Here is a 26,311-nt window from a genome sequence, read left to right on the forward strand (position 1 = left end):
TATATCAACGGATATTACAACAACGTTAGGCCGCATCATTATAATGCCGGTTTAGCGCCAAATGAATCTGAGGTTAGATATCAAGATTCTAAAACTGTGGCCAAATTTTATTGACCACTACATAGGTGCTCTCACGAATAAAAAACTGATTAAAGAAGAACAATACGCTCAGGTTATATTGCTCACCCATAGCCTTTATTTTTTACATGAATTAATAAAGTACCTCCCCAGAGGAAATAACCAATTCAATATTAAATGTAATTTATTTAGAGTTTTAAAAAATACTTACAGTAGCATAATACCTATGGGTAGAGATGATATAAAAAATGATTACCAATCATATTGGCAGATCATAAAAGACGCTCAAAACGGCACTACAAATAATATTGTTTTACCTAATATTATGAGAAATATTCTCGAGTATTACTTTTCTTTTGTACATAAGACAGATGCTTTAAAAGCCACACTGGACGAGCTAGAAGAAACGGATTCTGAATTTTCACCTTTCTTCAGGTTTATAAATAGAGAATCTCACTCTGATTCTGTAAATATCACAGATCTTGGAGAAATCGAATCAGATAGATTTATTGCTAAATTTAAGGATGTATTTATCAGAACTGATTTTGAAGAGCATTATAACAAAATGATGCTCTGACAAGATTTTGCCACAATAACTTTCTAAGTTCGAATAACTGAAGGTATTATTTAGATTTTTATTGGAAAGTTATTCTAACTCAGAATTGTCCAAAAACAATTTAGTTAGTCTTTTCGTACTACTAAATAAAAAATCGGCTCCAACTGGAGCCAATGAAATTTACGTTTCCTATGCTGATTTTGCCAACTTTTCCGCCAACTTTTTGGGACAAAGGTGCGTGTAGCGTTTGAGGCTTGCAAGATCTTTATGACCTGTGATTGCAGCTATCTCCATCATGTTTAAAGTGGTCTCTTCAAAAAATCTACTAGTTGCTTCGTGCCTAAGATCATGAAACCGCAAATTCTTAATTCCTGCTCGTTTGACAACTTTTCGGAAAGCACCGCCAACTGTATAAACACTAATGTCGAAGATAGGACCTGTTGCTTTGCGTGGCTGTACTAGTATTACTTTTTTTGCTCGACTGCTTAATGGCACCGTGCGTCTTTCTCCGTTTTTTGTATCAACCAACAGAATCGTTGAGTTCACTTCGTCAAAATTCTCCCAACACATACAAGAATAACCCCATTTATTAAGTTGTTCTCTACTTCGTCCATTGACAATCTCACCTTGTTGCATAGCTGTTTCAATAGCCAAAGTGATTATTTCATCAATTTTTCCATCGTATTGCTCAGCATACGTCATCAACACGGCTTGTTCATGTCTAGGTAATCGGCGATCACGCGCTTTGCCTTTTTATGGCAGCGAGATTGGAGTAACAGGGTTGCCATTAGGTAAGTGGATTTGCCACTCATTCATGGCATACTTGAACACACGTTCTAAATGCCCAAGTTCTTTACGTACTGTATCGCCTACAACTGTTTCCAAGCGGTAGTTTTTATACTCCCTAATGCTCTCTATTGATACATCTAGTAAAGAAAAGCCTTCAAAAACTTTCTTTATACGATCACTCATATACTTAATACTTTCTGAAGATTTTTTTTCAGCTAAAGCTTCTTCCCAATACTGCTCTAAAGCCTCCACCACCAGTTTCTTTTTTGCAGCGTCAGTGGATTTAAAAGTAGACTGATCCATTGCTGTTTCCACTTTTCTAACCCATATTTCTGCATCGCTCTTCTTAGCGAATGTTCGACTCTGGCCTTTGAAGCCTTTACGGCGAACTTTCGCCTGCCACTTACCATTTTCGCGTTTTGTGATTGTTGCCATAAATAAACTCCTTTTAGTTGCAATGCCAACGGTGAACATCATCGCAAATGCTAAAAAATAAGTCTGGGGCAAGAAAATTGAAAAATTTGCCCCAATTACAGAGCTGACAACATGGTAGATAAAAATATTTCGAAAAGTTCATGGTATACGCCTCGTGATGACAAATAAGACCCAAAAAATCTTGGTGTCCCTGAATTGTCCCAAAGGCTAAAAGAGAGGATGGCCCACCCGAGAGGATTCGAACCTCTGACCTATGCCTCCGGAGGGCATCGCTCTATCCAGCTGAGCTACGGGTGGTCAATAAAAACAAACACTTAGCAATAAGTATTCACTAATAATTAGATGTAATGTGAACTTACCAAATACACTATAAGTTCACTATTACTGTACTCCCAATTAACTCTAACTCCCCTTCCGGAGGGCCACGTGATATCCATTTCACCACGAGAGCACATTTGTTGCCGCCACACCAACTCGCGATATCAGTGCTTTAGCACCCGCAATGATAAAGAGATCTTTAAATAAATACCAGTAAGATCAGCTTATATGCTTATTAATTAAACTCTTTTAAATAAAACACTTCACAAAGGCTTAAAAACACGCTATTTATTCTTATTAGATAAGAAACAGTAACGGTTTAGTAACATTAAAATTATGATTGTCGCTGTGAGGATTAGTTTAATACGAGGAAATAATAATGAGTTTAATGTCTACTGAGCAAGTCGCTGAATTTTTAGGTGTAAAAGTAGAGCGTGTAAAACGCCTCTCTAGAGAAAGTTTATTAATTGCTAAATCTGAAGACGAGAATGGCGAACCACAATTTGATGCGGCCGAAGTAACAAAGTACAAAGAGCTCGCTGAACGCTTTGGTGGTTTGTAACTTTTATAAAAAAGTATTAGTAACAAGTTTATTTAGCTGCGCACGTAACATTATAGATTTACTAGTTATGTTGCGCTCCTCATACCAAGCAATACATAACACCAAAAAAAACAGTTTATAGTAATTTAGCTTATCTATTGATGGGTAAAACGTGCTTGTTTTATCAACGCTATTTTTATAGTTGTTTAACAATGTACTGTCACTGCTCTCATTAAGATTAAAGCTCACTGCAAGGGCTGCCAAATCAAAATATACATCGTTAGTTTGCGCGTACTCAAAATCAATTAAATACATGCCCGAAGCATTTACAATAATGTTATCTTTTACCAAGTCATTATGACAAAAGCCTTCATCAAATTGCATGGCTGCAACTACTTTGAGTGCCCGTTCTATTTGAGGTTTATATTGCGTATATACGCCGGTGCTTTGATAAAAATGCAGCTCTTTAGCTATATCCATTGGCGCAGTAGACACTTTGTAATTGTGCACTTGAGCAAGTTTATTAATAAAGCTAAGCGTTATATCCGATTGCGCTGTATTACCTTCAATATAATTAAATACCGCACGGCCATTCTTTTTATCGAGCCAAACAGGCGCAGGACATATATTAAGCTCACTTAAAAAACGCTGTGCTTCAAGCCCTATGGCTGGCCAATGGCTTTTATAACACTTTAATAAATACCCTTGTTGTTTGGTACGTATTAAAAAATTATCGTTACTAAAACCATTTAGTAGTCGCTCGCTTGAAGTAACGCTAGTAGGCTCTATAAACGCCCTACACATTTTTACTAGCTGATTATGCTCAATCATTAATTAAAGCTGAGCTAGCGGCTTAGCTTGGCTTTGTTCGTACTCTTCGTACCAAGTTTTAAAGCCCCACGCGGCCATAATGGTATAAAATATAAAGAGCGCAAGCGTTGGGTAATAGCCTTTTTCATAATATAAATACATGGAAGCTGCATCTATTACAATCCAGTACAGCCAGTTTTCGAGGACTTTTTTAGCAACTAAGTAAGTAGTTACTACGGCAAAACACGTTGTGAAACTATCAAGATAAGCAAAATCGGCATGCGTATAGTTTTGCATAACGTAACCAATTGTAATTGCAGCTACGGTTGTTAAACTAATTAAAACAGCATGACGGTTTATCGACCACGATGTAATATTTAAATTTTCAGCTTTGCCTTTTCTCCATACAACCCATCCAAACACAGCCATATACATATAATAAAAATTAAGTAACGACTCCATGAGCAATGCGCCATTCCAGTACATAATTGTATAAATGAGCGTGCTAAAAAATGCCGCCGGCCAACACCATAAGCTTTCCTTTATTGCCAATAATAAGTACGCCATCGACAATCCTACCGCAATGTATTCCCAATGCGACATTGCTGTAAAACCGCTTAAGGTTTGTGTTAAAAAGTCCATATTATGCAATCACCGTTTAGTTGCGCCATTTGTTATACCAATCTGCTTATATACGGGGTCTATTTAACGTTAAGAAAATCACGCTAAAACTAGGCAAAAATTTTTGTATCTAGTTGTTCTAAATAAAAAATTTTTAACGACGTTATAGTGCAGTTTAATTCGTTAAATTGATCAAAGATTTATGCAGATTGGTATTATAGATTATTCAGGCGATAAGTCGCCAGAGAGAAACTTACATACAAAAATAGCTTTACCAAATTCTTCATATGAGCGCTTAATTTCGGTATTTAACACCTGCATTACTAAATCATAATCACCAAAAATTTGCGTTGATAGCGTATTAGTAATCACTTTTAAATTTTCGTATTCGTTTAAGCGGTCAATAAAGCCTTTAATAAACGGAATGTAATCTTGGTGAAGTGGATATTTACTGATCTCTACTGATAATTTCATTTTAAACTCTACTTTTTAATTATTTGATTTAAACAAATCATTCAATGCCAGTTCAATACAGTGTAAAATTATACTAACACTCAATTTAACTGAGCTTATTATGGCACGCAGAATAACGTATACATTTAAAAACCAACCGCGCGAAATTAACTTCGCAAAAGATAAATACCACGACATGTATCAAGCTATTGCTGCTGCCGAGGGTATTGATTTAACAAATTACTTAAACATGGTACGCCAAATAGAAATGACCTCAAAAGGGTCTGCTTCTGTTCGTAACTTTCGCGACCAAGAATTTGCCCGTATGGGCTTTAGCGACATTTACTTTATAAAAGAGTAATTATACCCAATTGGTATACGCTAAAAACTAACTATGGCTGATACTCATAACTTACGCGTGGTGTAATATTACATAATAGCTCGTAAGGAATAGTATCAGCGCACAGTGCTATTTCTTCAACTGGTAGCTCAGGGCCCCACATAGTGACTCTGTCGCCAACTTTAATATTATGCTCATTAGCGCCTATATCAACGCTGATCATGTCCATAGCTACGCTTCCTACAATACCATAACGCTGCTCACCAATTATTACCGGTGTCCCCTCATTAGCATGCCGAGGATAACCATCGCCATAACCCATAGCTACAACAGCTAACTTGGTTGGTTTATCGCTTTTCCAACGACCACCATACCCAACAGCCTCATTAGCAGGCACATCTCGCACTGCAATTACGCGCGTAGTTAAGCGCATAACTGGTTTTAATTTGTGTTGCTGCCCAATACTATTTGCCATTGGCGATACACCATATAACATAAGCCCAGGACGCACCCAATCGCCATGACCGCTCGGCCAGGCAATAATACCAGCCGAATTTGATAAACAATGCGCTTGGTCAATACCATTCACTAAATTATCAAACAACGTAATTTGCTGAACCGTTTTAGCATTATCAACGTCATCAGCACACGAAAAGTGGGTCATTAAATTAACGGTATTTTTAGCGTTAGGTGTTTTTTGCAAGCGGCTATAAAAGGCTTCAAACTGCTCTGGCGCAATACCTAATCGATGCATACCTGTATTTACTTTTAACCAGCATGTTATTGGTGCATCTAGCTTTGCTTTTTCAAGCGCCGCTAATTGGTACTCATCGTGAATAATAGTTTGAAAATTGTTGGCGAGCAGAATCGGTAAGTCGGCTTTGTTAAAAAAGCCTTCTAGTAAAACAATTGGTTTTGTTAAGCCCCCAGCTCGAAGGGCAAGCCCTTCATCTATACGTGCCACAGCAAATGCGTCAGCATTATTTAAATGCTGCGCAATCGTTACTAATCCATGCCCGTAAGCATTTGCTTTTAGCACCGCCATCACTTTGCTGTTAGGTGCAAAGCCCTTAACTTGCGCTAAATTATGCGCAAGTGCCGTTAAGTTAATTTCAGCAGTCGCTAAGCGCATTAGTAATCGTCATCTACCGCTGGTCCCGCGTAATTATCAAAGCGAGAAAATTGACCTTGGAATGTTAAACGCACTTTACCAATTGGGCCGTTACGTTGTTTACCTATGATAATCTCAGCAATACCTTTATCAGTACTGTCTTCGTTGTAAACTTCGTCACGGTAAATAAACATGATTAAATCGGCATCCTGCTCTATCGACCCTGACTCACGTAAATCTGAGTTAATTGGGCGTTTATCGGCACGTTGCTCTAGCGTACGGTTTAGCTGCGAAAGCGCAACAACCGGACATTTTAGCTCTTTTGCTAGTGATTTAAGTGAACGCGAAATTTCAGCAATTTCAAGCGTTCGGTTATCAGCAAGGCTAGGTACGCGCATTAGCTGCAAGTAATCGACCATGATCATACTAATGCCGCCGTGGTCACGCGCAATACGACGTGCACGAGAGCGAACATCGGTAGGTGTTAAGCCCGAGGCATCATCAACATACATTTTGCCTTTTTCCATCAACAAGCCCATTGTTGATGAAAGTCGCGCCCAATCGTCATCATCTAACTGACCTGTACGTACCTTAGTTTGGTTAATACGGCCAAGAGACGCTAACATCCTCATCATAATTTGTTCTGAAGGCATCTCTAGCGAGTAAATTAGCACGGGTTTGTCTTGAGTCATTGCGGCATGTTCTGCAAGATTCATCGCAAAGGTGGTTTTACCCATTGAAGGACGCGCTGCAACAATAATTAAGTCAGACGGTTGCAGGCCCGTCGTCATTTTATCAAGATCGGCATAACCTGTACTTACACCCGTTACACCATCTTGTGGCGATTGATAAAGCTCTTCTATTTTATCAACGGTTTTTTCGAGTATGTTATGAATACTTTGCGGGCCTTCCGTACTTTTTGTACGTTGCTCGGCAATTTTAAATACTTTGCTTTCGGCAAAATCGAGTAGGTCGTGACTAGTACGCCCTTCGGTATTAAAACCCGCTTCGGCTATTTCATTTGCCACGCCAATCATTTCACGTACAACAGCACGCTCACGTACAATGTTTGCGTAGGCATCAATGTTGGCTGCACTTGGCGTATTTTTAGCTATTTCGGCTAAGTAAGCAAAACCACCAATGCCTGCAAGTTTATTATTTTTTTCTAAACTTTCAGAAATAGTGATTAAATCTATCGGATCGCCAATCTCAGCAAGTGCCGTCATCGCCTCAAAAATTAACTTGTGCGTGCGGGTATAAAAATCCTGTGATACAACAAGCTCAGCTACGCGGTCAAAAGCTTGGTTATCAAGCATTAAGCCACCTAAAACAGATTGTTCAGCTTCTATTGAATGGGGAGGAACTTTAAGAGTATCGACTTGCTTATCTGGTTTGGCCATAACTTCACAGTAGTAAAATTGAATGGCTCTATTCTATCGACTTGCAGGGGCTGTGCAAATAGAAAAGCAGGAAATCTTTCCTGCTTTTTGTAATCGTGATGGGGAATGAGTGTTATTTGGTACGAAGCTCTATTCGTCCACTAATGGTATCCATTTCGACATTTGCATTACCGCCATTAATACTAAACTCTAAATCACTGGCTGGGCCATATTTAGCTTTACTGACTTTGTCACTACTGACTTTGTTAATGATTTTACCATTAGCATGGGCTTTAATTTCAAACTTTGCTGATACACTTTGTGGGAAATAAAAGTCGGCATCACCACTTACTGATTCAAAACGTACATCACCGCCTTTTAAAAGCTCGTTAATCTGTACTTCTGCTTCGCCATTGACCGTATTAATACGTAGGTTTTTAATAGTCGATAGCGTAAATTCTATATCGCCATTTACGTTTTCAAGGCGTACATCATTAGCGCTTGAAGTTGATTTAATATCACCATTAACAGCGCTAAAACGCAGCTCACCACTTGATTGCCTATCGTTAATTTCACCATTTACGGTTTCAAACTGAATATTCCCGTTTAAGTTCTCAGCGTTTACATCACCATTTACAGTGGTGAGCTTAATGTTGCCAGTAATATCATCTACCGTAATTTCGCCGTTAACCACATCAACTTCTGCGCCATTTTTAAGCTCCTTTGCAGTCACCGATACATTAACGCCAGCAAACGCTAAACTACTGCTTTTAGGCATAAATATAGTTAGGTTTGAGCCGTCACCACTATTACCCCAATTTGATTTACGGGGCATTTTTACAATAAACTGTGTTTTATCACCACTTGTTTTAAGCTCATAACCCTGTGCTTTATCATCAAGCTCGCCAGATACTTTAAATTCGTTTTTATCCCAGCCTGTAATATGTATATCACCGCGTTGGTTTTCAATAAAAATAGTGCCGCCACTTGGTACGTCTATTTGCTTATCTATTTTTTCACCCGCAAATGCCGCCAGTGGAAATAAGCTCAGTCCTAATAAAAACGCTTTCATATCGTACTCCTAAATGTGCTGCCAACGTGGCGCGTGCACCTTGTTAATTAAATCAAGTTGTTGTTGATATATTTGCGCTAACATTGTCAGTAGCGCTTGGTTTTGTGGTTCGTTTTCAAGAGCTTGCTTTATTGCTTGCTCAGCTTCTTCAAGTTCTTGTAGTTGCGTTTGCCAGTTAGTGGTTAATGCTTCTTTATTTTCGTATTCAACTAACAAACTATTTTTTTGAGCCGAAAAGTAATCACTTATAGCCACTACGGGCTGTGGTTCAGGTGCTATAACAAATATATTAACAGCAATTAAAACAGCCACAGTACACGCTGCTATTGCCGTTAGTTTTGGCCAAATAATAGTGCTGTTTGGGTTCTGCTTATTATTAACAATTGCTCGCTCAATCCCCGCCCATAAATCTTTTTGTGGCGTAATTTCTTTATCAAGCGTGTTTAATGACTTATTTAAGTAGTCGTTAAAGTTTGGTTTACTCATTTTCATACCACTCTTGTAATAACTGCCTAGCACGATGATATTGTGACTTACTTGAACCAACAGCCATACCTAATTGCTCCGCGATTTCCTCGTGCCTGTAACCTTCAATAGCAAATAATACAAATACCATACGTGCGCGCTCAGGAAGCCTTACTATTAACTTATCGAGGCCATTTAAGCCTTTGCAGTCGTTAGCTGATTGCTCATCCATACCGCTGTGTTCAATACTTACTACTTTTTGTAACCAGTTTTTTTGCTTACGCAGGTAACTTATCGCTACATTACTGGCAACACTATATAGCCAAGTAGAAAACTGCGAACGCCCATCAAACAATGCTATTTTATGCCATACCTGTACAAATACCTCTTGGGCGGCGTCTTCAGCGTGTGCTTGGTCTGCTAATAAGCGTAAACATAAACCGTATACTCGTTTTATATGTAACTCATAAAGCGTTGTGTATGCGCCTTGATCACCCGATTTAACTCGCTCAATGAGTGCAGCTTCGCACAAAGGCGTTGGTTCGGGTTTAACGTGTAACATCCGTGATGCCGCCTTTTAATTATTATTGTTGAGTTGCTATTTAAGTGTATTAATAAGTTAGACGTAATGACAGTTCGAAAAGGTTTAAAAGGAATGAAAAAATAATTGAATAAAAAGTGGCTTATGCGAGGCTTTATACCAATTCGCTTAATTAAGTGAGCTATTTTGAGGATGGAAAAACGTGTTGATAGCTAGACAAAAAATTCGCTATTTAGTTGTTCTCAGCAATTGCTCCTGCATTGCTCTACCTTCTGCATCCATGCAGTCGTAAATGAGAATTTTTTAACACAGGTAGCGACACGTTTAGCCCCGCAAAATGATTAAGTATTATTGCGGATTGGTATTATTTAACTGTGCCCTCAACTAATGAAGTTAGCCAAATTATAGGCACAAAAAAGCCGTGCTAATAGCACGGCTTTTTTAGCTTAATTAAAAATTAAGCTTCAGCGATTACGATTACTTTGATAGTAGCCGTTACGTCTGAGTGAACTGAAATTGATACGTCAAATTCACCAGTCTCACGGATAGTACCTAGAGGCAAACGAACTTCTGACTTAGCAACTTCAACACCAACAGCTGAGATAGCGTCAGCGATGTCACGAGTACCGATTGAACCGAATAACTTACCTTCGTCACCAGCTTTAGATACTAATGTAACTTCTGCTAATGCTTCTAGTTTTTCAGCGCGTGCTTGTGCAGCAACTAACTGTTCAGCGATTTTCGCTTCAAGTTCTGCACGACGAGCGTCAAACGTTTCAATGTTAGCTTTAGTCGCAGGAACTGCCTTACCTTGCGGGAAAAGGAAGTTACGTGCGAAACCAGATTTAACTACAACCTGTTCACCTAGGCTACCTAGGTTAGCGATCTTATCTAGTAGAATAACTTGCATGTTTCTACACCTTTTAAAAACTGTTAATCCGCTGCTTACTTATGTAAGTCAGTGTATGGAAGAAGGGCTAAGTAGCGAGCACGCTTAATAGCAGTTGCTAGCTGGCGCTGGTATTTAGCGCTAGTACCTGTGATACGGCTAGGTACGATTTTGCCACTTTCTGTAACATAGTTTCTAAGAGTAGCTAGATCTTTGTAATCGATTTGTTGTACGCCTTCCGCTTTAAAGCGGCAGAACTTACGACGTCTGAAATAACGTGCCATGAGATTAATTCCTCAAATAATTCTTTCTATATGCTGAGCATGCAAAACCAATTGGCTAAGGCCGTTACGACCTTCGTGGCGATTTAAAAAACCACTCACTTGCAATGCCTGCCCAACGTGCAAATGTTGAGTCTGTTGTTGCATTTGCTTTCCACTGGCAACTACCTGAAGCCTCACATAACTATTACGGTTAAGGTCTGCTTCGGTTTGCATTGATTTATGTTCTACAACAAAAATACAATGCGGGATGCCAGCAGGGCTTTGGCTAAACTTGGGAGTTTTACAAACTACCCCAGATATAACCAGCTGATTCATATATGGGCTAACCATTATAATAACTGCTGACTACATGCCATGCTAGGACTCAAAACAATTAAGCAGCTGGTGCTTCTTTCTTCTCTTCTCTTGCAAGAGGAGACGCTTCAGTTACAGCATTTTTAGTACGCATAACTAAGTTACGAAGCACTGCATCGTTGTAGCGGAAAGTAGTTTCTAGCTCGCTGATTACTTCAGTAGGTGCTTCAACGTTCATAAGAACATAATGAGCTTTATGAAGCTTGTTGATTGGGTAAGCCAGTTGACGGCGGCCCCAGTCTTCAAGACGGTGGATAGTACCACCAGCTTCAGTGATAGAACCAGTATAACGTTCGATCATACCAGTTACTTGCTCACTCTGATCAGGGTGAACCATGAATACGATTTCGTAATGACGCATGGATATTCCTTACGGTTAATAGAGCCTTCTACCGTTTCGGCCGGTCGGTTTAAGGCAAGGAATTAATAGTTTAAAAGCCGAAATGAGCGCGCATTTTACGCTTAGACGGATAATTAAGCAAGCAGGTTTTTTAAGCTTTTATAGATAAGAGTTTAAAGGCAATTATTGCGAGCTTCGCTCATCCCGTTAGCAAGCCTTAGGCCTAAAGGAAAAGCTAAACTCGTAGTTTAATATTTATCATATACGCCAAGCTTGCGCGCATAAAAAAGCGCAGCTTTGAATTACTTAAGTCTAACACCTGCCTCAAAATATAAGTATTTACTCAAACTTAAAGCCGTGCAATTATTAAGCAATACATTATTAAATAAGGATATTTATGAAGCTCTTACTATCGCTTGTATTAATACTTACTTTTAGTACACCATTTTTAAGCCACGCAAAAACCAATACAACTGACATAACCGTTGGTAAAAAAGTCATTCTGCAATCAAAAATACTGAACGAAGACAGACCCATTAAAATTTTCATACCTGACACTGTAAAAGACGATCAGCCGCTTTATGTTATTTATTTACTTGATGGTGTTGAGCACTTTCATACGGCGTCTGGTGTTATTAAATCCCTTGTTGATTACGAGCAGATACCTAATGCCATGCTCGTTGGTATTGATACAACTAACCGCGTTCGTGATTACTTACCTAAAGTAGAAGGTGAACCTAAAACAGAGTTTCAAACCTTTGTAAAAAATAAATGGCCTGAAGCGGGGCAAACCGACAATTTTTTAAAATTTGTGTCTGACGAGCTCATGCCCTACATAAACAGTAATTACTCAACTAACGGCTACAACACCTTAATTGGCCACTCTAATGCAGGTACTTTAGCGCTTTATACTTTAGTTAATCAGCCTGAGTTATTTAATAACTATATAGCTATAAGCCCAAACAGTTGGTGGAGTGATGAAGAATTAAAAAATAATATTATAAAATACACTAAAAACTCTAAAGGCGGTCAATCGCTATTTATTAGTGTAGCAAGTGAAGGGTCACGCTTTTATACAGGTGTATTAAATACTTTAGTAAATTTAGAGCAACAAATGCCCACACAACTAAAATGGGAATATAAGCATTACCCTACTTTTAGTCATATGGGCACCATACTACCAGCCCTTAGCGATAGCCTAATTCACTTATTTGGCGACCTAATTTTTAGCGTTACTGACGAGCATGGAAGATTTGCTGATGTATCGCTTATTACAGGTTACTACCAAGCACTGAGTGATAAATATGGGTTTGAGCTTAAAATTCCACAAGATGTATATGTAGAATTTGCTCATAGCCAGCAAAAATTTGGTAACACAGCTAAAGCTGTTACCACGCTTAAACACTTTACTACCCATTACCCAAATGCAGCCTATTCTCACATGCGTTTATCGCAAGGCTATACTGAAAATAAGCAGTTCAAAGAGGCCGTCACTAGTATGAAACACGCATTAGAACTTGCTAAGCAAAACTCGCGAGATCCAATGTTAATTGATGCGCTCAAAGATATGGTGAATGAAGCACAAGAGAATTTGTAACTGATTTAACGCAAAGCACTTTTTAGCTAACGATAGTAATTACAAGCTACGCTCGCGTGAAAATGAGCAGCTCTAAATTTATTTCAAACTACTTAAAAACAAAAAACCGATGTTTAAACTAAACATCGGTTTTGAATAAAAAAGCTCATTTGATTTACTTACAAATGCTTTTTAAGAAACTCAGTAACCTCTTTGTATTGTATTTTTAAGCTTTCTGGATCATCAAAAAAGTGTGTTCCGTCATCAATTTCAACATACTTTATATCTAGGTTTCGCTTTGCTTTATCATAAAAATATTTTGATTGTCGATAGTCAACTCTCGTATCTTTTGTCCCATGGATAAGCAAAATTGGGGCTTTAATTCGGTTAATCATATTGATTGCCGAAACCTCAGATAATGCATCAACGGCTTTACTATCAGTCATATCAACAATATTACCTAGGTAGGCATCTTGTCGCTCTTCATCTTCAACTAACCCTTTTAGATCCGATATTCCAGAAATACTAATAATGCATTTAAAGCGTTCGGGCTCTTGCCATGCAGCTGTTAATGCAACATAACCACCATAACTTGCGCCATAAATACATGCATTATTTTTTGATGTTAATCCGGTTCTAGTAGCCCAATCCATCGCATCATATACATCTTGTTGCATACGTTTACCCCACTGATAATAACCATCAGTTTCAAAAGCGCTACCAAAACCTTCTGAGCCCCTGAAGTTCACTTGCAATACCGCATAACCTAAACTAACTAAATATTGAAGCTCTCGATTAAAGTATTTGTAGTCTCGACTATGCGGTCCTCCGTGAGGCATAACAATTAGCGGCGGAGTTTTAATCCCTTCTGGTTTTGTAAAATAGCCTGAGATTTCAGCTCCATCACTCGCTTTAAAGCTATAGTTTTGCACTGGTACAAATTTATTACGTGCTAAATAAGGAAATTTAGATAGCCAAGCGCCGCCCTTCTTTGTGTTTAAATCAAAATAATAATAAGTAGGGCTGACTGAATCACTTATTACATTTACAAGAATTCGTGTTCTATCTTTACTACGGCTAACAATACTAGCTTGCTTATCACCAAATAAATTAGCAACCATAAGCTCTTGCTTACCGTCTACCTCTGAAAAATAATGGCTCTTGTAGAAATCATCATAGTAGCCAACCCCTATAAAATCGCCCTCACTATTAACGATTGCATTATTTATATCGTATTTATCATTGCTATAAACAAGCTCTTCAAACTCCCCTGACTCGATATCATATGACCATAAAGCTTGTCTGTTTAATACACGATCAGAAAGGACGTAAGCTTTTGTACCATCTTCATTAAGGCCTTGGATGGAGAAAGTACTATCTTCACCCAAAATATGGGTATGAATCATTTTTAATGCTTCATCTTTCTTTGCTCGATACCATATTGAAGCAATAAACTTATCATCTTTTTTATCAATTGCGATCCCCAGGCGTAAAACTCCCTTAGGGTCTGCATACCAACTTCCAATATTTTCTTTATTCCTCTGAATTTTATCAAAACTAGAATCACCTAATTCAACTTTAAAAACAGAATAAGCTTTATCTTTTTCATCAAACGTTGACACTAGCGCGAAATCTGGCTCATTTTTAAGTGAGGAAACGAGTCTGAAACTCTGATATCTATACCACTTATATTCAGAAAAACGTCGCGTAGTTAGCATTTTACTTTCATTGGTTTCAACATTGATCGAATATAACCTTGAAACTCTCATGTATTGACCATTGACATATTCAGGGTAACTAGCAGAAACAATGATATATTTATTACCTGACCAACGAATAAAGTCGACTCTGTCTTTATCTTTTTTGAGACTTGCTAATATATTGAATTCGATACTAGGAAATTTAGCTAAACTGATAGTAGGGCCTTCAGCAGTATTATAAAGTGTTGCTATCATTTCTCCATTTGGCGATATTTGTGGTTGCTCTACCATTGGAAGTTTAGCGTAAGACTCCCACGGTTTATCTTTTGCATGAACTACAGACGCAGTTAATAAAAAAAATAAGAGTGTTATTTTTAACATTTATTTCTTCCTTAAAATTTAGTAAAAACTTTTTATTATATTTAATGTAAAAATAACAAAGTTTACCGAAAAAGCATACAAAGTAAGTACTTAATTTATTTTAATAAAAAACCGATGCTTAAATTAAACATCGGTTTTTTATTAAAAGCGAATAACTAACCGCTTTTCTCGTGGAGTTTTGTTTCACTCAACCTACATCACTTTCCTATCGCTTCTTTGGCGAACAGGTGTTTTATTGGGCCTAGGTTATCAACTAATGATAGCCCTACTCCGCGGATAAGTTTTTTAACCGGATTTGCACCTTCAAATAACTCTTTTAACCCTTGCATCATGGCTATGTGCTTTTGCGCATCGAGCTTACGGGTACGTTCGTAATCGCGAAGTGTGCGCGTGCTTGCAAACTCCTTACTATCACTTGTGAGTAGCTCAATTAAATAAGCGGCGTCTTTTAGGCCTAAGTTCATACCAAGCCCTGCAAGTGGATGGATTGTATGTGCAGCATCGCCAATGAGTACCACTTTGCCTGAAACCCATTGCTGAGCGTAGCGCATTTTAAGTGGGAAAGCTGCGCGCGCACTTTGCACTTCACATAGCCCGCATTGGCCATCTATTGCAGCCATAACAGCTTTATTAAAGGCACTGTCGTCCATTGCAAGCAGCTCATCGCAGTGGTTGGGGCTAGTAGACCATACTATTGAATGGGTATTTGCATCGCTCAGAGGTAAAAATGCCAGCGGCCCGGTTGGTAAAAACACTTGGCGTGCGGTATTTGCGTGCGGCTCTTTGGTTTTTACGGTTGCGACTAGCGCATGGTGATCGTAATCTTTAAAGCTAAGCGCCATATTAAATTGTTTGCGAATAGCTGAGTTTGCCCCATCAGCGGCCACCAGCAGTTTTGCAATAATTGGCTCGCCGCTTTTAAGCGTTATAAATACATCTGATTCGCTTTGATGTATTTGCTGATACTGTGTATCGAACATTAACGTGGCACTACTTTGTTGTTCCAACTCTTTTATGAGCGCGTAGCGGATAATGTCGTTTTCAACAATATGGCCTAAATGCTCAAGCTCAAGTTGTTTGTTATCAAACGCTATTTTGCCAAAACTGTCGGCATCGCGTACATCCATATGCGTATAAGCACACGCTCGCTGTGCGATAATTTCGGGCCATACATTTAATTGCTCAAGCAAGGTTTGACTTGCAATGCTTAGCGCACTTACGCGCAAACCATATTCGTCAGTTGGCAACGCTTGTGTTGGTGCGCCGTCGAGTACAACGACGCTTATATCGGCTTTTGCCAATCCAAGTGCTAGTGTTAGCCCTACGCAGCCACCACCTACAATACAAACCTGTGCTTGCTTCATAAACGCCTACCTTGTTTAACTTGCCCCATTAACTGTTTGGCTAATGGCGCTTTTAATGCGGGAAATAAATCCATCGAAAACAACCCAATACTGCGCCCCAATGCAAGCACTCGCGATGAGTTTGAAAAAAGCCTAACAAGTGCATCGGTTAAGCTCATTACGGTTTTTATATCATCACTGCGCTTTTTAGAATATTCACGTGTAAACGCATAGCTGCCTAAACCGTGTTGGCTGTTTGCTATTAAATTACTTAGTACTTGCACGTCGCGAAGGCCTAAATTAAAACCTTGCCCTGCAATAGGATGAATAGCATGTGCGGCATTACCAATAACCACTGTACGGTGCGCAGTCAAAGACTCGACTTGCCCGTAAACGAGCGGGTAACTCGTGCGCATGCCTACTTTAGTAAATTGACCACCGCGATAACCAAACGCACTTTGTAGGGCACTTATAAAGTCTTGTTCATTAAGTGCCATGTGCTGTTCAACCTGATCTTGGCTCATACACCACACCAACGAATAACGCTTATTGCTCATGGGTAATAACGCCATAGGCCCGCTTTGTGTAAAACGCTCAAAGGCATGATTATTATGCCCACCAGCCACTTCTACATTGGCAATAATTGCGCCTTGTTCATAAGGCTGAGTATTAAAGCCAAGCTCAAGTAAATTACGTGTGGGTGATTGTGCACCATCAGCAATAACCAATAGCGCTGCGCTTAATTGCTCGCCGCTTTGCAGGGTAAGTGTATTGCTATGCAGGGTTTGCTCAATGGCAATTACGCTATCGGGGCACAAAAGCGTAATATTTGATTGCGTTAAACGCAGGTGGAGCGCTCGGCCAAAAGGGTTAACTTCTACTACGTAACCAAGTGAAGGTTTAGCAAATTCGTCGCAATTAATGTGCGCTTTGCCAAAGTGGCCTCTATCAGACACGCTCACTTTTTTGATTGCGGCGGTGTAAGGGGCATTTTGTTCAAATAAATTGAGGCTTTGTAAATACTCTACCGATTGCTGAGCAAGTGCAATGCTTCTGTCGTCAAAGCTTGGGTGGTAGTCGCCGGTAACTTGATTAGCTTCTACAACGGCAATATTTAACGCGGGATTAGTTTTAGCCACACTTAACGCGCAGCTTGCTCCCGCTAAACCACCGCCAATAACAACTACATCAAACTGCTTAGCCACTTTACTCTCCGAGCTTTATACGTTTTTAGCACTTAGCATAAGTGCTTCTATATCGCTAATTTTTTTAGGCACGCTTAGGGTCAAGTTTTCATGGCCTGTTTCGGTAACTAGCAAGTTATCTTCAATACGAATACCAATGCCTTTGTATTTTTGCGGTGCGCTTGAGTCTTCGCTGATATAAAGCCCAGGCTCTATGGTGAGTACCATACCGGGCTCAAATACACGCTCAACGTTATTTACTTTGTAATCGCCAACATCATGTACATCTAAACCAAGCCAATGCCCAAGCCCGTGCATGTAATATTCTTTACATGCCCCTTTTGCCATTAGCTCATCAAAGTCGCCGGTTAAAATACCTAAATCAAGTAAACCTTGGGTCATTACTTCCATTGCTAGTTTATTAGCATGCGACATGTAACCACCGGGTTTTACTTCATCAAAAGCAACTTCTTGCGCTTTAAGAACAATATTATAAAGCGCGGCTTGCTCTTCGCTAAATTGACCATTTACTGGAAAAGTACGGGTAATATCGGCTGCGTAACCTTGTAGCTCACAACCGGAGTCTATAAGTACCAGGTCGCCATTTTTTAATACGTCGCTATTTTGCGTGTAATGTAAAATATTGGCGTTGTCGCCACTACCAACAATTGTGCCGTACGCCGGGTGCGGCGCACCATTCATGGCATAATGATGATGCAGCTCTGCCTCTAGCTGAAATTCAGTAGCTCCGGCATGTGAAAAACGCATAGCGCGCATGTGCCCTCGCGCACTAATTTCACAGCCTTCTCGCATAACATTTACTTCGCTTGGCGATTTAAACAAACGCATTTCATGAATAAGGCCGCGTATTTCTTTTAAAGTACTCGGTGCTTTGAAGCCTTTTCGTGAGCCACTTCTAAGCGTACCTAGTAACGTAAACACCTTGGTATCAAATGAAGGATAAGCACCTTGTGCAAAATAAATCGCATCTTTTTCATTTAGTATATCGAGTAGCTTATCGTTTAATTCACTTAACGGGTAAGCTTCATCAAACAAGTAGTCGCTTTTAGCTTTATCAAAGCCAACTCTGCGGCCATGCCAAATTTCTGCAAGCTTGTCTCTATCTAGGCAAAATAAAGTACTGGGTGCATCGCTGTTGTTACATAGTACAAGTACAGCGTCGGGTTCGTTAAAGCCTGTTAAATAGAAAAAGTCGCTATCTTGTCTAAATGCATATTCGGTATCGCGGCTACGCGTCACTTCGCTCGCAGCGGGAATAATAGCAACGCTATTTTTATCCATTTGCGCAAGTAAACGCTCACGGCGTGCTTTAAATTCTGACTTTTGTACTTCAACCATTATTAACCAACCCGTTTAACTTTTTAAACTAATGAAGTGTTTTTTTAGTACTTTGCGTGTTTTGCTCTTTACCAAGCTCTGCAAAACAAAGTAGTGCTGATACGCGCACATATTCAATCACTTCGTGCAGCGCTTGGCTGTCTTCTTCGGTTTCTTCAAAAGTGGTATCTAGGCGAGTGATTTCGCTAAAGTCAGTAATAACCTCTTTAACATCGCTTGATAACTTACCGTAATCTTTTTGCTTTAAGCCAAAACCAAGCATAAACCCTGCTACCCATGATACGAGGCCATTAGCCTGATCGATGAGTGTTTCGTCATCGTTTGGTAAAAATAAATCAAACTGAAATTCGTCATCATTAAAGCTCGCAACTACTTGCTTATAAATAGTGCCAAAAAACTGCTTTAAATCGTTACTAAATGATTCACCATCGTTAAACACATCGCTCAAAAGGCCTAAGTATTCTTTGTCGTCAATGGTTAAACCACACGCAAGTAAACCACTAATTACACCATGCGCTTCGGCAGGTGATACAAATATTTCGTTTTTTTCTAAAAGCAGTTGAGCTTTTTCGTAATCGGGTAAATCGTTCATAATCGAATCTTCGCTTTGCAAGTTAAGGCAATGCTACCACTCGATAAAAAGCAACTCCAATTAATTGTATGATCAAGCTCAAAAACCATGCGATAAAGTAAATGACGAGTTAAAGATGCGGGAAAACTAAGCGAACGGTTTAATTTTTTACGTTTAGGGTTTAAGGATTGGATTATGTCTTATATACTTAAATTGTTCCCTGGGGTACCGGAGCTTGGTTAAGTCCCTGAGCCGATAAATTTTATACCAGGATTTCTGTTCGTCTACTATTGTGCAAGCTCGGCATGTACCGAGAAGCCTACGGTAAACCGCAGATTTCCGCCCTGAAACCTTCTGGTTTCAGGACTGAAACCGGGTACCGTATCTTGGGGAACACCTTCTTACTTTTTATACTCCCTCTTATTACTTATTCATTTTTTTGCTATACCTTCGTACATTATTTTTATAATTTTTGGCAAAAAAAAGCTGCAAGCAATTTCTTACTTACAGCTAAATTTTAAATGCTTACGCTTATTTACTTAAACCAACCTTGAAAGCGCTCCATCATCATGTAGTTTATTGGTACTAACAATAAAGTAATAAAGGTCGCAAAAATAATCCCAAACCCTAGACTTACCGCCATAGGTATTAAAAACTGCGCCTGAGTCGCTTTTTCAAATAATAACGGCATTAAGCCAATAAAGGTCGTTAAACTTGTTAGCATTACAGGGCGAAAACGCGATGCACCGGCAATTTTAACTGCATCTAGTAATTTGCCGCCTTCACTACGCTTTTTATTGATAAAATCAACTAGTACAAGGGAGTCATTTACTACCACCCCAGTTAGGGCGAGCATACCAAGCAAGCTCATAATGGTTAAATCCATGCCCATAATCCAATGCCCGACTACAGCACCTATCATGCCAAATGGAATTACACTCATTACTATAATTGGCTGTAAGTAAGACTTAAGCGGTATCGCTAATAGCGCATAAATTATGAAAAATACAAACACAAGTGCCCAAGCCAATGACCCAAACGACTCTCGCTGCTCTTTAGCCTCACCTTCTAGTTTATAATCTACTCCAGGGTATTGTTGCATTAACTCATCTAAATACTCCGTTAGGTCAGCCTGAAGTATGGTCATGTTGGTGTTATTTTTTTCAATATCCGCTGTTACATTTAAAGTACGGTAGCGGTCTATTCGGTTAATGGTTGATGGACTTTGCCCTGCGGTAAGAGTTGCAACATGCGATAACGGCACCGAGCCACCAGTAGGTGTATTGATGAGTATATTTTGTAAATCGGCTACAGAGCGGCGCTCGTCTATAGGCAAGCGAACCATTACACGTACATCATCACGTCCGCGCTGAATACGTTGGACTTGCGAGCCAAAGAACGAGTTACGCACTTGACCTGCAACATTAACTCTATTTAAGCCCAGCGCTAAGCCTTGCTGCGTAAGCTCTATTTGTAACTCTTCTTTACCATCAGACATGCTATCGGCAATATCAAATACCGTTGGGTAGGTCGATAAACGGGTTTTAATGTGATCAGCCACGTCTTGTAAAATAGTCAACGAAGTCCCGCTCAGCTGCACGTCAATTGGGTCAGAACTTCGGCCAATTTCAGCTCTAAACGTTAAGCTTTCAGCGCCTGGAATGACACCAATTAAATCGCGCCATTCGCTGGCAAGCTCTCTTGATCCTATGTCTGATTCACGCTTTTCAGCCGGTGTTATTTCAAAGCGTACAGAACCTGAATTAGATACACCACCGCGCCCACCTGTTGTGGCTAATATATTTAAAATAACGCTTTCACCTGTATCTGGGTCGCGGTATTTTTCTTGTAATTGCTGCGCCTTTTGCGACATATCAATTACGTATTTATTAGTGACTTCAAACGGCGTACCTGTTGGTAGTGTTAAGTTAACGCGGACTGTTTCGCTTGGTATACGCGGGAAAAATACAAACTTAGTCCAACCACTAGTGATCATGGTTAAAATTATTATAAACACACCAACAAACAAACTTACCGAAGCCAATTTATGGCGCAGTGCTAAATTTAAAGTGGGTTGGTAGTATTTTAAAATCGCGTTTTCAAATCCATCTGCAAAACGCTGTTGAATAACATCAAACTTTGAAGGTTCGCCTTTTTCGTGGCGTAGTTTTATATATTTTAAATGTGCGGGTAGTACAAATTTAGATTCAATCAATGAAAACAATAATACCGGAATAACCACTACCGGTATTTGTGCAAACAAAGCACCGCGCGCCCCTTCAATAAAGGCCAAAGGTAAAAAGGCGGCAACGGTAGTTAATACACCAAATGTTACTGGTGTTGCGACTTCTTGAGTACCTAAAATTGCAGCCTGCTCGCCCGACTTAGCTGTTTTTAAATGGGTATAGACATTTTCGCCAGTAACTATGGCGTCATCAACAACAATCCCAAGTACTAATATAAAGCCAAATAAGCTCATAATATTAAGGGTTACGCCAAATATAGGCATCGCTATAAACGCGCCCATAAACGAAACCGGAATACCAATAAATACCCAAAATGCAATTGCAGGTCGTAAAAACAAAGTAAGCAAAGCAAGTACTAAAATACCGCCTTGTAGGGCATTGGTCGTTAGTGTGGCAATTCGACTTTTAACCAGCTCCGAATCATCATCCCAGTAACTTAGTTCAAATCCTTGTGGAAGGGAGCTTTGTTGCTCTTTTATGTAATTTTTAACTTCGTCAGCAACAGTAATCGCACTTTGCGGACCAATTCGATATACGTCGATAAATGCAGCCTGCTTACCATTAAAGCGAGTACGTACTGGGGTTTCTTCAAAATCATCTTTAATTATTGCAATATCGCCTAAACGAATAATAGTGCCGTCAGCTTGGTTTTTAACAACAATATTGGCAAATTCATCTTTACGATATGCTTGCCCTTTAGAGCTTATAAGTACGTCCCCACCTTCAGTTTTTAAGTTACCAGCAGAAATATCAGAGCTTGAATTAGCAATGGCACTCGATATTTGTGCCAAACTTAAATCGTACTGGCGAAGAACGTCTTGGCTTACTTCAATGGCAATTTCATAATCACGAACACCACTTAGCTCTACCTGCGTCACATTTGGTAAACGTAGAATTTGATCGCGTACTGTTTCTGCGTATTCACGGGTTTCTTTTTCGCCGTAATCACTTGATACGGTAACCGCGATAACTTCGCGAATTCGTTCCGCAAGCGCGACTATTGGCTTTTCAGCATCGGCTGGAAAGGTGTTAATTGCATCTACACGACTTTTAATATCGGCTAAAAGCTCACGCGGGTCGTAGCCCGTTTCAACTTCAATTGTTACAGAGCCTGAGCCTTCAGAAGAGCGGCTAAATATTTGCTTAATACCTTCTAAATCTTGTACGGCTTCTTCTATACGAATTGTTACGCCTTGCTCTACATCCTCTGGTGTTGAGCCGCGCAAACTTACGTTCACGCTTATCATGTCGGTTTCGAATGAAGGGAATACTTCAAGCGGTATTTTAGTCGATAAACTAAAAAGCCCCGACAGCAGCAACGTTACTAGCAATAAGTTAGCAGCAACATGGTTTTTGGCAAACCAAGCTATCATGGCTTATCTCCTTGCTTTGCTGGACGGCGTTTTTTTAACTCTTCAACACTAATACCAAGCTCTTTTGCTTTTTGTTCAAGCTGCTCTGGAGTCGGGCGCTTTCCTTTACCTTGCCCATTCACTCCACGGCTTTTAGGTTGATCTGCGCTTTGTTCACCTAAAATACTTACTTGAGTTCCTGAACTTACTTGGCCAAGTGGAGTAATAACAAGCTTATCATTTGCGTTTAAACCGGTTTTTATCATCGCCTGAGTCGCATTTTGCCAAGCTAGTGTGATGTCTTTGCGCTTAAGTACGCCACCTTCAACAATGTAAACGTACGTTCCTTGATAAATTGTACTGTTAGGAATTATAAGTGCGTTAGATACTGTTCTGCCGGTAATTTGCGCTTTTATATACTGCCCAATTTTTATTGGGTACTGGTTATTTGCTGTTGCTTTATACGGGTCATTAATTTTAGCAACTACATAAAGCTGCTGTGCGCCTTCATCTATAGCACCTTCTGTGCGTGCTAATTGACCTTGCCACGTTTGCTCACCTACTAAGTCAGAAGTAAATTTAACAATTGAACCCGCTTGGTTTTTAGCACCATCGCGATACTGCTCTGGTAAATTTACAAATGGGAGATCTTTATTTTTAATTGGTAAGCGAATCTCAACGCTATCGATTGCGTAAATGGTTGCTAACTGTGTGTTGTTAGTAACAACTTGCCCTAAATCAACACTGCGGCTAAGTATACGCCCCGCATATGGCGCCGTTACTTTAGTGCGCTCTAAATCAAGCATCGCTTTTTCAAGTGCTGCCTGAGCCGATAAAACCTCAGCTTCAGCGGCTGCTAGTTGTGGCTCACGTAGTACTAAGCTGCTTGCCTGATTTGAGCCGCCAAGGCGCTTCCAATCGGTAATGGCTTGTTGCCCACGCGCCTTCTCTTCTAGCAAACCTTGCTCTGCGGTTAATAAATTGGCTTGAGCAGATTTAACTTCAGCCTGATGATCTCTGTCGTCTAGTTTTAAAAGTACATCGCCTTTTTCAAAAAAACCGCCTTCTCTAAAGTCATCACTTACTTCAATTATTTGCCCAGATGCCTGAGCCACTAACAAACTTTGTGTACGTGGTTTTACCGTACCGTAGCTGTCTATCATAACTTGATAATTTTGTGGTTTTAGCTCAAGCGCAGCCACACTTATTGATGCCTTAGGAGGTGTCCCAAAGCGTTTAGCCTCTGGTGGATTCCCCTTAATAAACATAACAATTAAAATTGTGGCAACAATAACCACCGCTGGAATAATAATTTTTGCTGTTTTAGTTTTCATCGTTATTGCTCTTTAGTTCACTTGAGGGCTTTGCAAAATCACCACCAAGGGCAATGTGTAGGTTAATTCTATTGGCTATTAATTGGTTTTTAATATCGATTAAGGAGCTTTGCGCGTCAAAAGAACGGTCTTGGGCATCAAGCACTGTCGTGTAAGTTACCAAGCCACTTTGATACTGCTCAAACGACAATTGCTCTGCAGCAAGTGCGTTTTCTTGTGCCTCTAACGTGCTTGTATATTGAGCTTTGAGGGACTTCTGCTGCGAAATTGCATTTTCAACATCACCAAATGCGTCATAAAGCGTTTGTAAATAAAGCTGCTCTTGCTTTTGAGTATTAAGACGCGCTATTTCTTCGTTGGCTTTTAAGCGCCCACCTTCAAAAAGTGGCGCTGAAATACTACCTAACAAGGACCATGCAAGGCTTGATGGAGAAAACAAGTCGCTTACTCTGTCTGTGCTATCACTTAATGAAGCCGTTAAATCTAAACTTGGAAAGCGTTGTTTGTGCGCATATGCCAATGATGCGTCGGCTGCTAAAAGCTCATACCAACTTGCACGTAGAGTAGGTTTTCGCGTTATAAGCTCAGAAGGTAATCCTAGAGGAATATCGGTATTAATAACAGGTAAGTCACTACTAGCAGTAATAGCGCCTTTTGGGTATTCACCAAGTAAACGCTCAAGTACACGTGCTGATGCCGATAAACTCGCTGTTTGAGTGGCAATGCGAGAGCGTTCATTATTAAGCTCATTACGCGCTAAATACACATCGAGCGCTTCGTTTATGCCTTGGCGATAGCCAGCTTCAATAATATCAAGATTTTGTTGTGAGTTGGCTTCGCGACGCTTAAATAAATCCAGTAATTGCTGCGCCGTAACCACATCAAACCAACCTGTTACTACATCAGCAACAAGTTGCTGTTTAGCTTGCTCAAACCGTGCCTGCTGAGCTAAATAGTTAAGATTAGCTTCGCGCTTGGCGTCAGAGAGCTTACCCCATAAATCAACCTCGTAAGTTAAGTTTAAACTAGCTGAGCTTGCGTTGTCGTAACTTACAGGGCGGTTGTCTTTACTACGGCTTGTACGTGTTGATAAATCAAGGCTTGGCCAAAGTGCAGCGCCCGAGACTATAAGTTGCTGCTTTTGAATTTCAACATCATAACTCGTTTGCAAAAGCTGTTGGTTATTTTTAAGTGCCTGTTGTACAAATTTATTAAGCGTAGGATTTTGTAATTGTGTAAGCCATTGCTCTTGTACTTTTAATACTGAGCTTGATGCTTCTTGCTGCCATTGCTGAGGCATATTATTAGGGACTTGCATGCGCTGAGACGAGTTTAAATCACTCGCACAGCCGCTCAGCAGCATCACACTAATTGCCAGTAGGGTTGGCTTGCATTGCCAAATCATAATTAAACCTAAATTACTGCTATTTATGAACGTAATTCAAGCACTTTGGCAAATTTTGCTCAACTTACTTTACATAACATTACATAGCTAGCGATGAATTAACATAATAGCCAGTTATACGGTAAAAATGAGTAAATGATCAGCAATTTTTAATACTAAAATTAACTTTTTGTAGTGTATCTAAAAGATTATACCTAATTCGCTTAATTAAGTGATCTATTTTGAGGTAAGAAAATCGTGTCGATAACAAGGCAAAAATTTCGTTATTTTTGTCTTGTATCAGAAATTTTTAACGCAGTTGACGGCAGATTTAATCACTCAAATTAATTAAGTATTATTGCGGATTAGTATTAGACATATAGAAACAAAAAAGCCCCGCTATAAGCGAGGCTTTTAAATAAATGGTGCCGACTAACAAAGTCGAGCGGGTAACTTATACAGACTACTGATTACAAGTCAGTTGCTTCAAGTTACCTAAAATAAA

26 protein-coding genes, 1 tRNA gene and 1 other RNA gene are annotated in these 26,311 nt (G+C 39.6%); 5 read left to right on the forward strand and 23 right to left on the reverse strand.

What is annotated here, in order from left to right:
• Positions 1 to 61: 61 nt before the first annotated feature.
• Entirely contained in the window at positions 62 to 655 is a 594-nt protein-coding gene (locus tag H5117_RS15915) for an AAA family ATPase (RefSeq protein ID WP_182738641.1), read from the forward strand.
• A 168-nt stretch (positions 656 to 823) separates the two neighbouring features.
• On the opposite strand, the gene H5117_RS15920 is transcribed toward H5117_RS15915, so the two are convergent.
• The 3 genes from H5117_RS15920 to H5117_RS15930 form a co-directional block, all read right to left on the reverse strand.
• Complete coding sequence (locus H5117_RS15920; RefSeq protein WP_182738642.1) at positions 824 to 1,336, reverse strand: site-specific integrase; 513 nt, start codon at positions 1,334 to 1,336, stop codon at positions 824 to 826.
• Between the two features lie 51 nt (positions 1,337 to 1,387).
• Positions 1,388 to 1,858, reverse strand: coding sequence for a hypothetical protein (locus tag H5117_RS15925; RefSeq protein WP_182738643.1), 471 nt, complete (start codon positions 1,856 to 1,858; stop codon positions 1,388 to 1,390).
• A 220-nt stretch (positions 1,859 to 2,078) separates the two neighbouring features.
• Positions 2,079 to 2,155: transfer RNA gene (locus H5117_RS15930), tRNA-Arg, on the reverse strand.
• A 400-nt stretch (positions 2,156 to 2,555) separates the two neighbouring features.
• Between H5117_RS15930 and H5117_RS15935 the strand changes: the two genes are divergently transcribed.
• Entirely contained in the window at positions 2,556 to 2,738 is a 183-nt protein-coding gene (locus tag H5117_RS15935; RefSeq protein WP_039490259.1) for a hypothetical protein, read from the forward strand.
• A 3-nt stretch (positions 2,739 to 2,741) separates the two neighbouring features.
• Here the strand turns inward: H5117_RS15935 and H5117_RS15940 are convergent, their stop codons facing one another.
• From H5117_RS15940 to H5117_RS15950, 3 genes are all read right to left on the reverse strand, one after another.
• On the reverse strand, positions 2,742 to 3,548 hold the full coding sequence (locus H5117_RS15940; RefSeq protein ID WP_182738644.1) for a phosphotransferase: 807 nt from the start codon (positions 3,546 to 3,548) through the stop codon (positions 2,742 to 2,744).
• Positions 3,549 to 3,551: 3 nt separating this feature from the next.
• Positions 3,552 to 4,169 carry a nicotinamide riboside transporter PnuC gene (pnuC, locus tag H5117_RS15945; RefSeq protein WP_002963042.1) on the reverse strand — a complete coding sequence of 206 codons (618 nt, stop codon included), beginning with the start codon at positions 4,167 to 4,169 and terminating at the stop codon, positions 3,552 to 3,554.
• A gap of 201 nt (positions 4,170 to 4,370) precedes the next feature.
• The gene (locus H5117_RS15950; protein WP_002963043.1) at positions 4,371 to 4,622 is read right to left on the reverse strand and encodes a hypothetical protein; all 252 of its coding nucleotides are present in this window, start codon (positions 4,620 to 4,622) and stop codon (positions 4,371 to 4,373) included.
• A 100-nt stretch (positions 4,623 to 4,722) separates the two neighbouring features.
• Here H5117_RS15950 and H5117_RS15955 point away from each other — a divergent pair, with 100 nt between their 5' ends.
• On the forward strand, positions 4,723 to 4,962 hold the full coding sequence (locus H5117_RS15955) for a DUF2960 domain-containing protein (RefSeq protein WP_002963045.1): 240 nt from the start codon (positions 4,723 to 4,725) through the stop codon (positions 4,960 to 4,962).
• 31 nt (positions 4,963 to 4,993) lie between these two features.
• On the opposite strand, the gene alr is transcribed toward H5117_RS15955, so the two are convergent.
• The 9 genes from alr to rpsF form a co-directional block, all read right to left on the reverse strand.
• Entirely contained in the window at positions 4,994 to 6,073 is a 1,080-nt protein-coding gene (gene alr, locus H5117_RS15960; protein ID WP_182738645.1) for an alanine racemase, read from the reverse strand.
• Positions 6,073 to 7,452: a replicative DNA helicase gene (gene dnaB, locus H5117_RS15965; protein ID WP_002963050.1), complete on the reverse strand. Its 1,380-nt coding sequence runs from the start codon at positions 7,450 to 7,452 to the stop codon at positions 6,073 to 6,075. The genes alr and dnaB overlap by 1 nt, the downstream gene beginning before the upstream one ends.
• 112 nt (positions 7,453 to 7,564) lie before the next feature.
• Positions 7,565 to 8,503, reverse strand: coding sequence for a DUF4097 family beta strand repeat-containing protein (locus H5117_RS15970; protein ID WP_182738646.1), 939 nt, complete (start codon positions 8,501 to 8,503; stop codon positions 7,565 to 7,567).
• A 9-nt stretch (positions 8,504 to 8,512) separates the two neighbouring features.
• Positions 8,513 to 8,995, reverse strand: coding sequence for a hypothetical protein (locus H5117_RS15975; RefSeq protein WP_182738647.1), 483 nt, complete (start codon positions 8,993 to 8,995; stop codon positions 8,513 to 8,515).
• On the reverse strand, positions 8,982 to 9,530 hold the full coding sequence (locus H5117_RS15980) for an RNA polymerase sigma factor (protein WP_002963053.1): 549 nt from the start codon (positions 9,528 to 9,530) through the stop codon (positions 8,982 to 8,984). Before H5117_RS15980 ends, H5117_RS15975 begins: the two co-directional genes overlap by 14 nt.
• Positions 9,531 to 9,966: 436 nt before the next feature.
• On the reverse strand, positions 9,967 to 10,419 hold the full coding sequence (rplI, locus tag H5117_RS15985) for a 50S ribosomal protein L9 (RefSeq protein ID WP_002962755.1): 453 nt from the start codon (positions 10,417 to 10,419) through the stop codon (positions 9,967 to 9,969).
• A 35-nt stretch (positions 10,420 to 10,454) separates the two neighbouring features.
• Entirely contained in the window at positions 10,455 to 10,682 is a 228-nt protein-coding gene (gene rpsR, locus H5117_RS15990) for a 30S ribosomal protein S18 (protein WP_002962753.1), read from the reverse strand.
• A 12-nt stretch (positions 10,683 to 10,694) separates the two neighbouring features.
• Positions 10,695 to 11,012, reverse strand: coding sequence for a primosomal replication protein N (priB, locus tag H5117_RS15995; protein WP_004588456.1), 318 nt, complete (start codon positions 11,010 to 11,012; stop codon positions 10,695 to 10,697).
• Positions 11,013 to 11,055: 43 nt separating this feature from the next.
• On the reverse strand, positions 11,056 to 11,397 hold the full coding sequence (gene rpsF, locus H5117_RS16000) for a 30S ribosomal protein S6 (RefSeq protein WP_002962750.1): 342 nt from the start codon (positions 11,395 to 11,397) through the stop codon (positions 11,056 to 11,058).
• 376 nt (positions 11,398 to 11,773) lie between these two features.
• Here rpsF and H5117_RS16005 point away from each other — a divergent pair, with 376 nt between their 5' ends.
• Positions 11,774 to 12,973: an alpha/beta hydrolase-fold protein gene (locus H5117_RS16005; RefSeq protein WP_182738648.1), complete on the forward strand. Its 1,200-nt coding sequence runs from the start codon at positions 11,774 to 11,776 to the stop codon at positions 12,971 to 12,973.
• A gap of 158 nt (positions 12,974 to 13,131) precedes the next feature.
• Here H5117_RS16005 and H5117_RS16010 read toward each other — a convergent pair whose 3' ends face one another.
• From H5117_RS16010 to H5117_RS16030, 5 genes are all read right to left on the reverse strand, one after another.
• Positions 13,132 to 15,033: a S9 family peptidase gene (locus H5117_RS16010; protein WP_259404462.1), complete on the reverse strand. Its 1,902-nt coding sequence runs from the start codon at positions 15,031 to 15,033 to the stop codon at positions 13,132 to 13,134.
• Between the two features lie 197 nt (positions 15,034 to 15,230).
• Positions 15,231 to 16,397, reverse strand: coding sequence for an FAD-dependent monooxygenase (locus tag H5117_RS16015; RefSeq protein ID WP_182721146.1), 1,167 nt, complete (start codon positions 16,395 to 16,397; stop codon positions 15,231 to 15,233).
• Entirely contained in the window at positions 16,394 to 17,581 is a 1,188-nt protein-coding gene (gene ubiH, locus H5117_RS16020; protein WP_182738649.1) for a 2-octaprenyl-6-methoxyphenyl hydroxylase, read from the reverse strand. Before ubiH ends, H5117_RS16015 begins: the two co-directional genes overlap by 4 nt.
• Positions 17,582 to 17,596: 15 nt before the next feature.
• Complete coding sequence (gene pepP, locus H5117_RS16025; protein WP_182738650.1) at positions 17,597 to 18,919, reverse strand: Xaa-Pro aminopeptidase; 1,323 nt, start codon at positions 18,917 to 18,919, stop codon at positions 17,597 to 17,599.
• A 28-nt stretch (positions 18,920 to 18,947) separates the two neighbouring features.
• A complete protein-coding gene (locus tag H5117_RS16030; RefSeq protein WP_002962745.1) occupies positions 18,948 to 19,511 on the reverse strand; it encodes a UPF0149 family protein in 564 nt (187 codons plus the stop codon).
• Positions 19,512 to 19,704: 193 nt separating this feature from the next.
• Here H5117_RS16030 and ssrS point away from each other — a divergent pair.
• A non-coding RNA gene (gene ssrS, locus H5117_RS16035) (6S RNA) lies at positions 19,705 to 19,887 on the forward strand.
• A 138-nt stretch (positions 19,888 to 20,025) separates the two neighbouring features.
• Here the strand turns inward: ssrS and H5117_RS16040 are convergent.
• The 3 genes from H5117_RS16040 to H5117_RS16050 are packed head-to-tail and all read right to left on the reverse strand — an operon-like array spanning position 20,026 to position 25,827.
• Complete coding sequence (locus H5117_RS16040; RefSeq protein ID WP_182695411.1) at positions 20,026 to 23,109, reverse strand: efflux RND transporter permease subunit; 3,084 nt, start codon at positions 23,107 to 23,109, stop codon at positions 20,026 to 20,028.
• Positions 23,106 to 24,422 carry an efflux RND transporter periplasmic adaptor subunit gene (locus H5117_RS16045; protein WP_182692799.1) on the reverse strand — a complete coding sequence of 439 codons (1,317 nt, stop codon included), beginning with the start codon at positions 24,420 to 24,422 and terminating at the stop codon, positions 23,106 to 23,108. The genes H5117_RS16040 and H5117_RS16045 overlap by 4 nt, the downstream gene beginning before the upstream one ends.
• Positions 24,412 to 25,827: a TolC family protein gene (locus H5117_RS16050; RefSeq protein WP_182715611.1), complete on the reverse strand. Its 1,416-nt coding sequence runs from the start codon at positions 25,825 to 25,827 to the stop codon at positions 24,412 to 24,414. Before H5117_RS16050 ends, H5117_RS16045 begins: the two co-directional genes overlap by 11 nt.
• Positions 25,828 to 26,311 lie beyond the last annotated feature (484 nt).

The sequence above is a fragment of the Pseudoalteromonas sp. SG45-1 genome, from assembly GCF_014164135.1.
GTDB classification, from domain to species: domain Bacteria; phylum Pseudomonadota; class Gammaproteobacteria; order Enterobacterales; family Alteromonadaceae; genus Pseudoalteromonas; species Pseudoalteromonas distincta.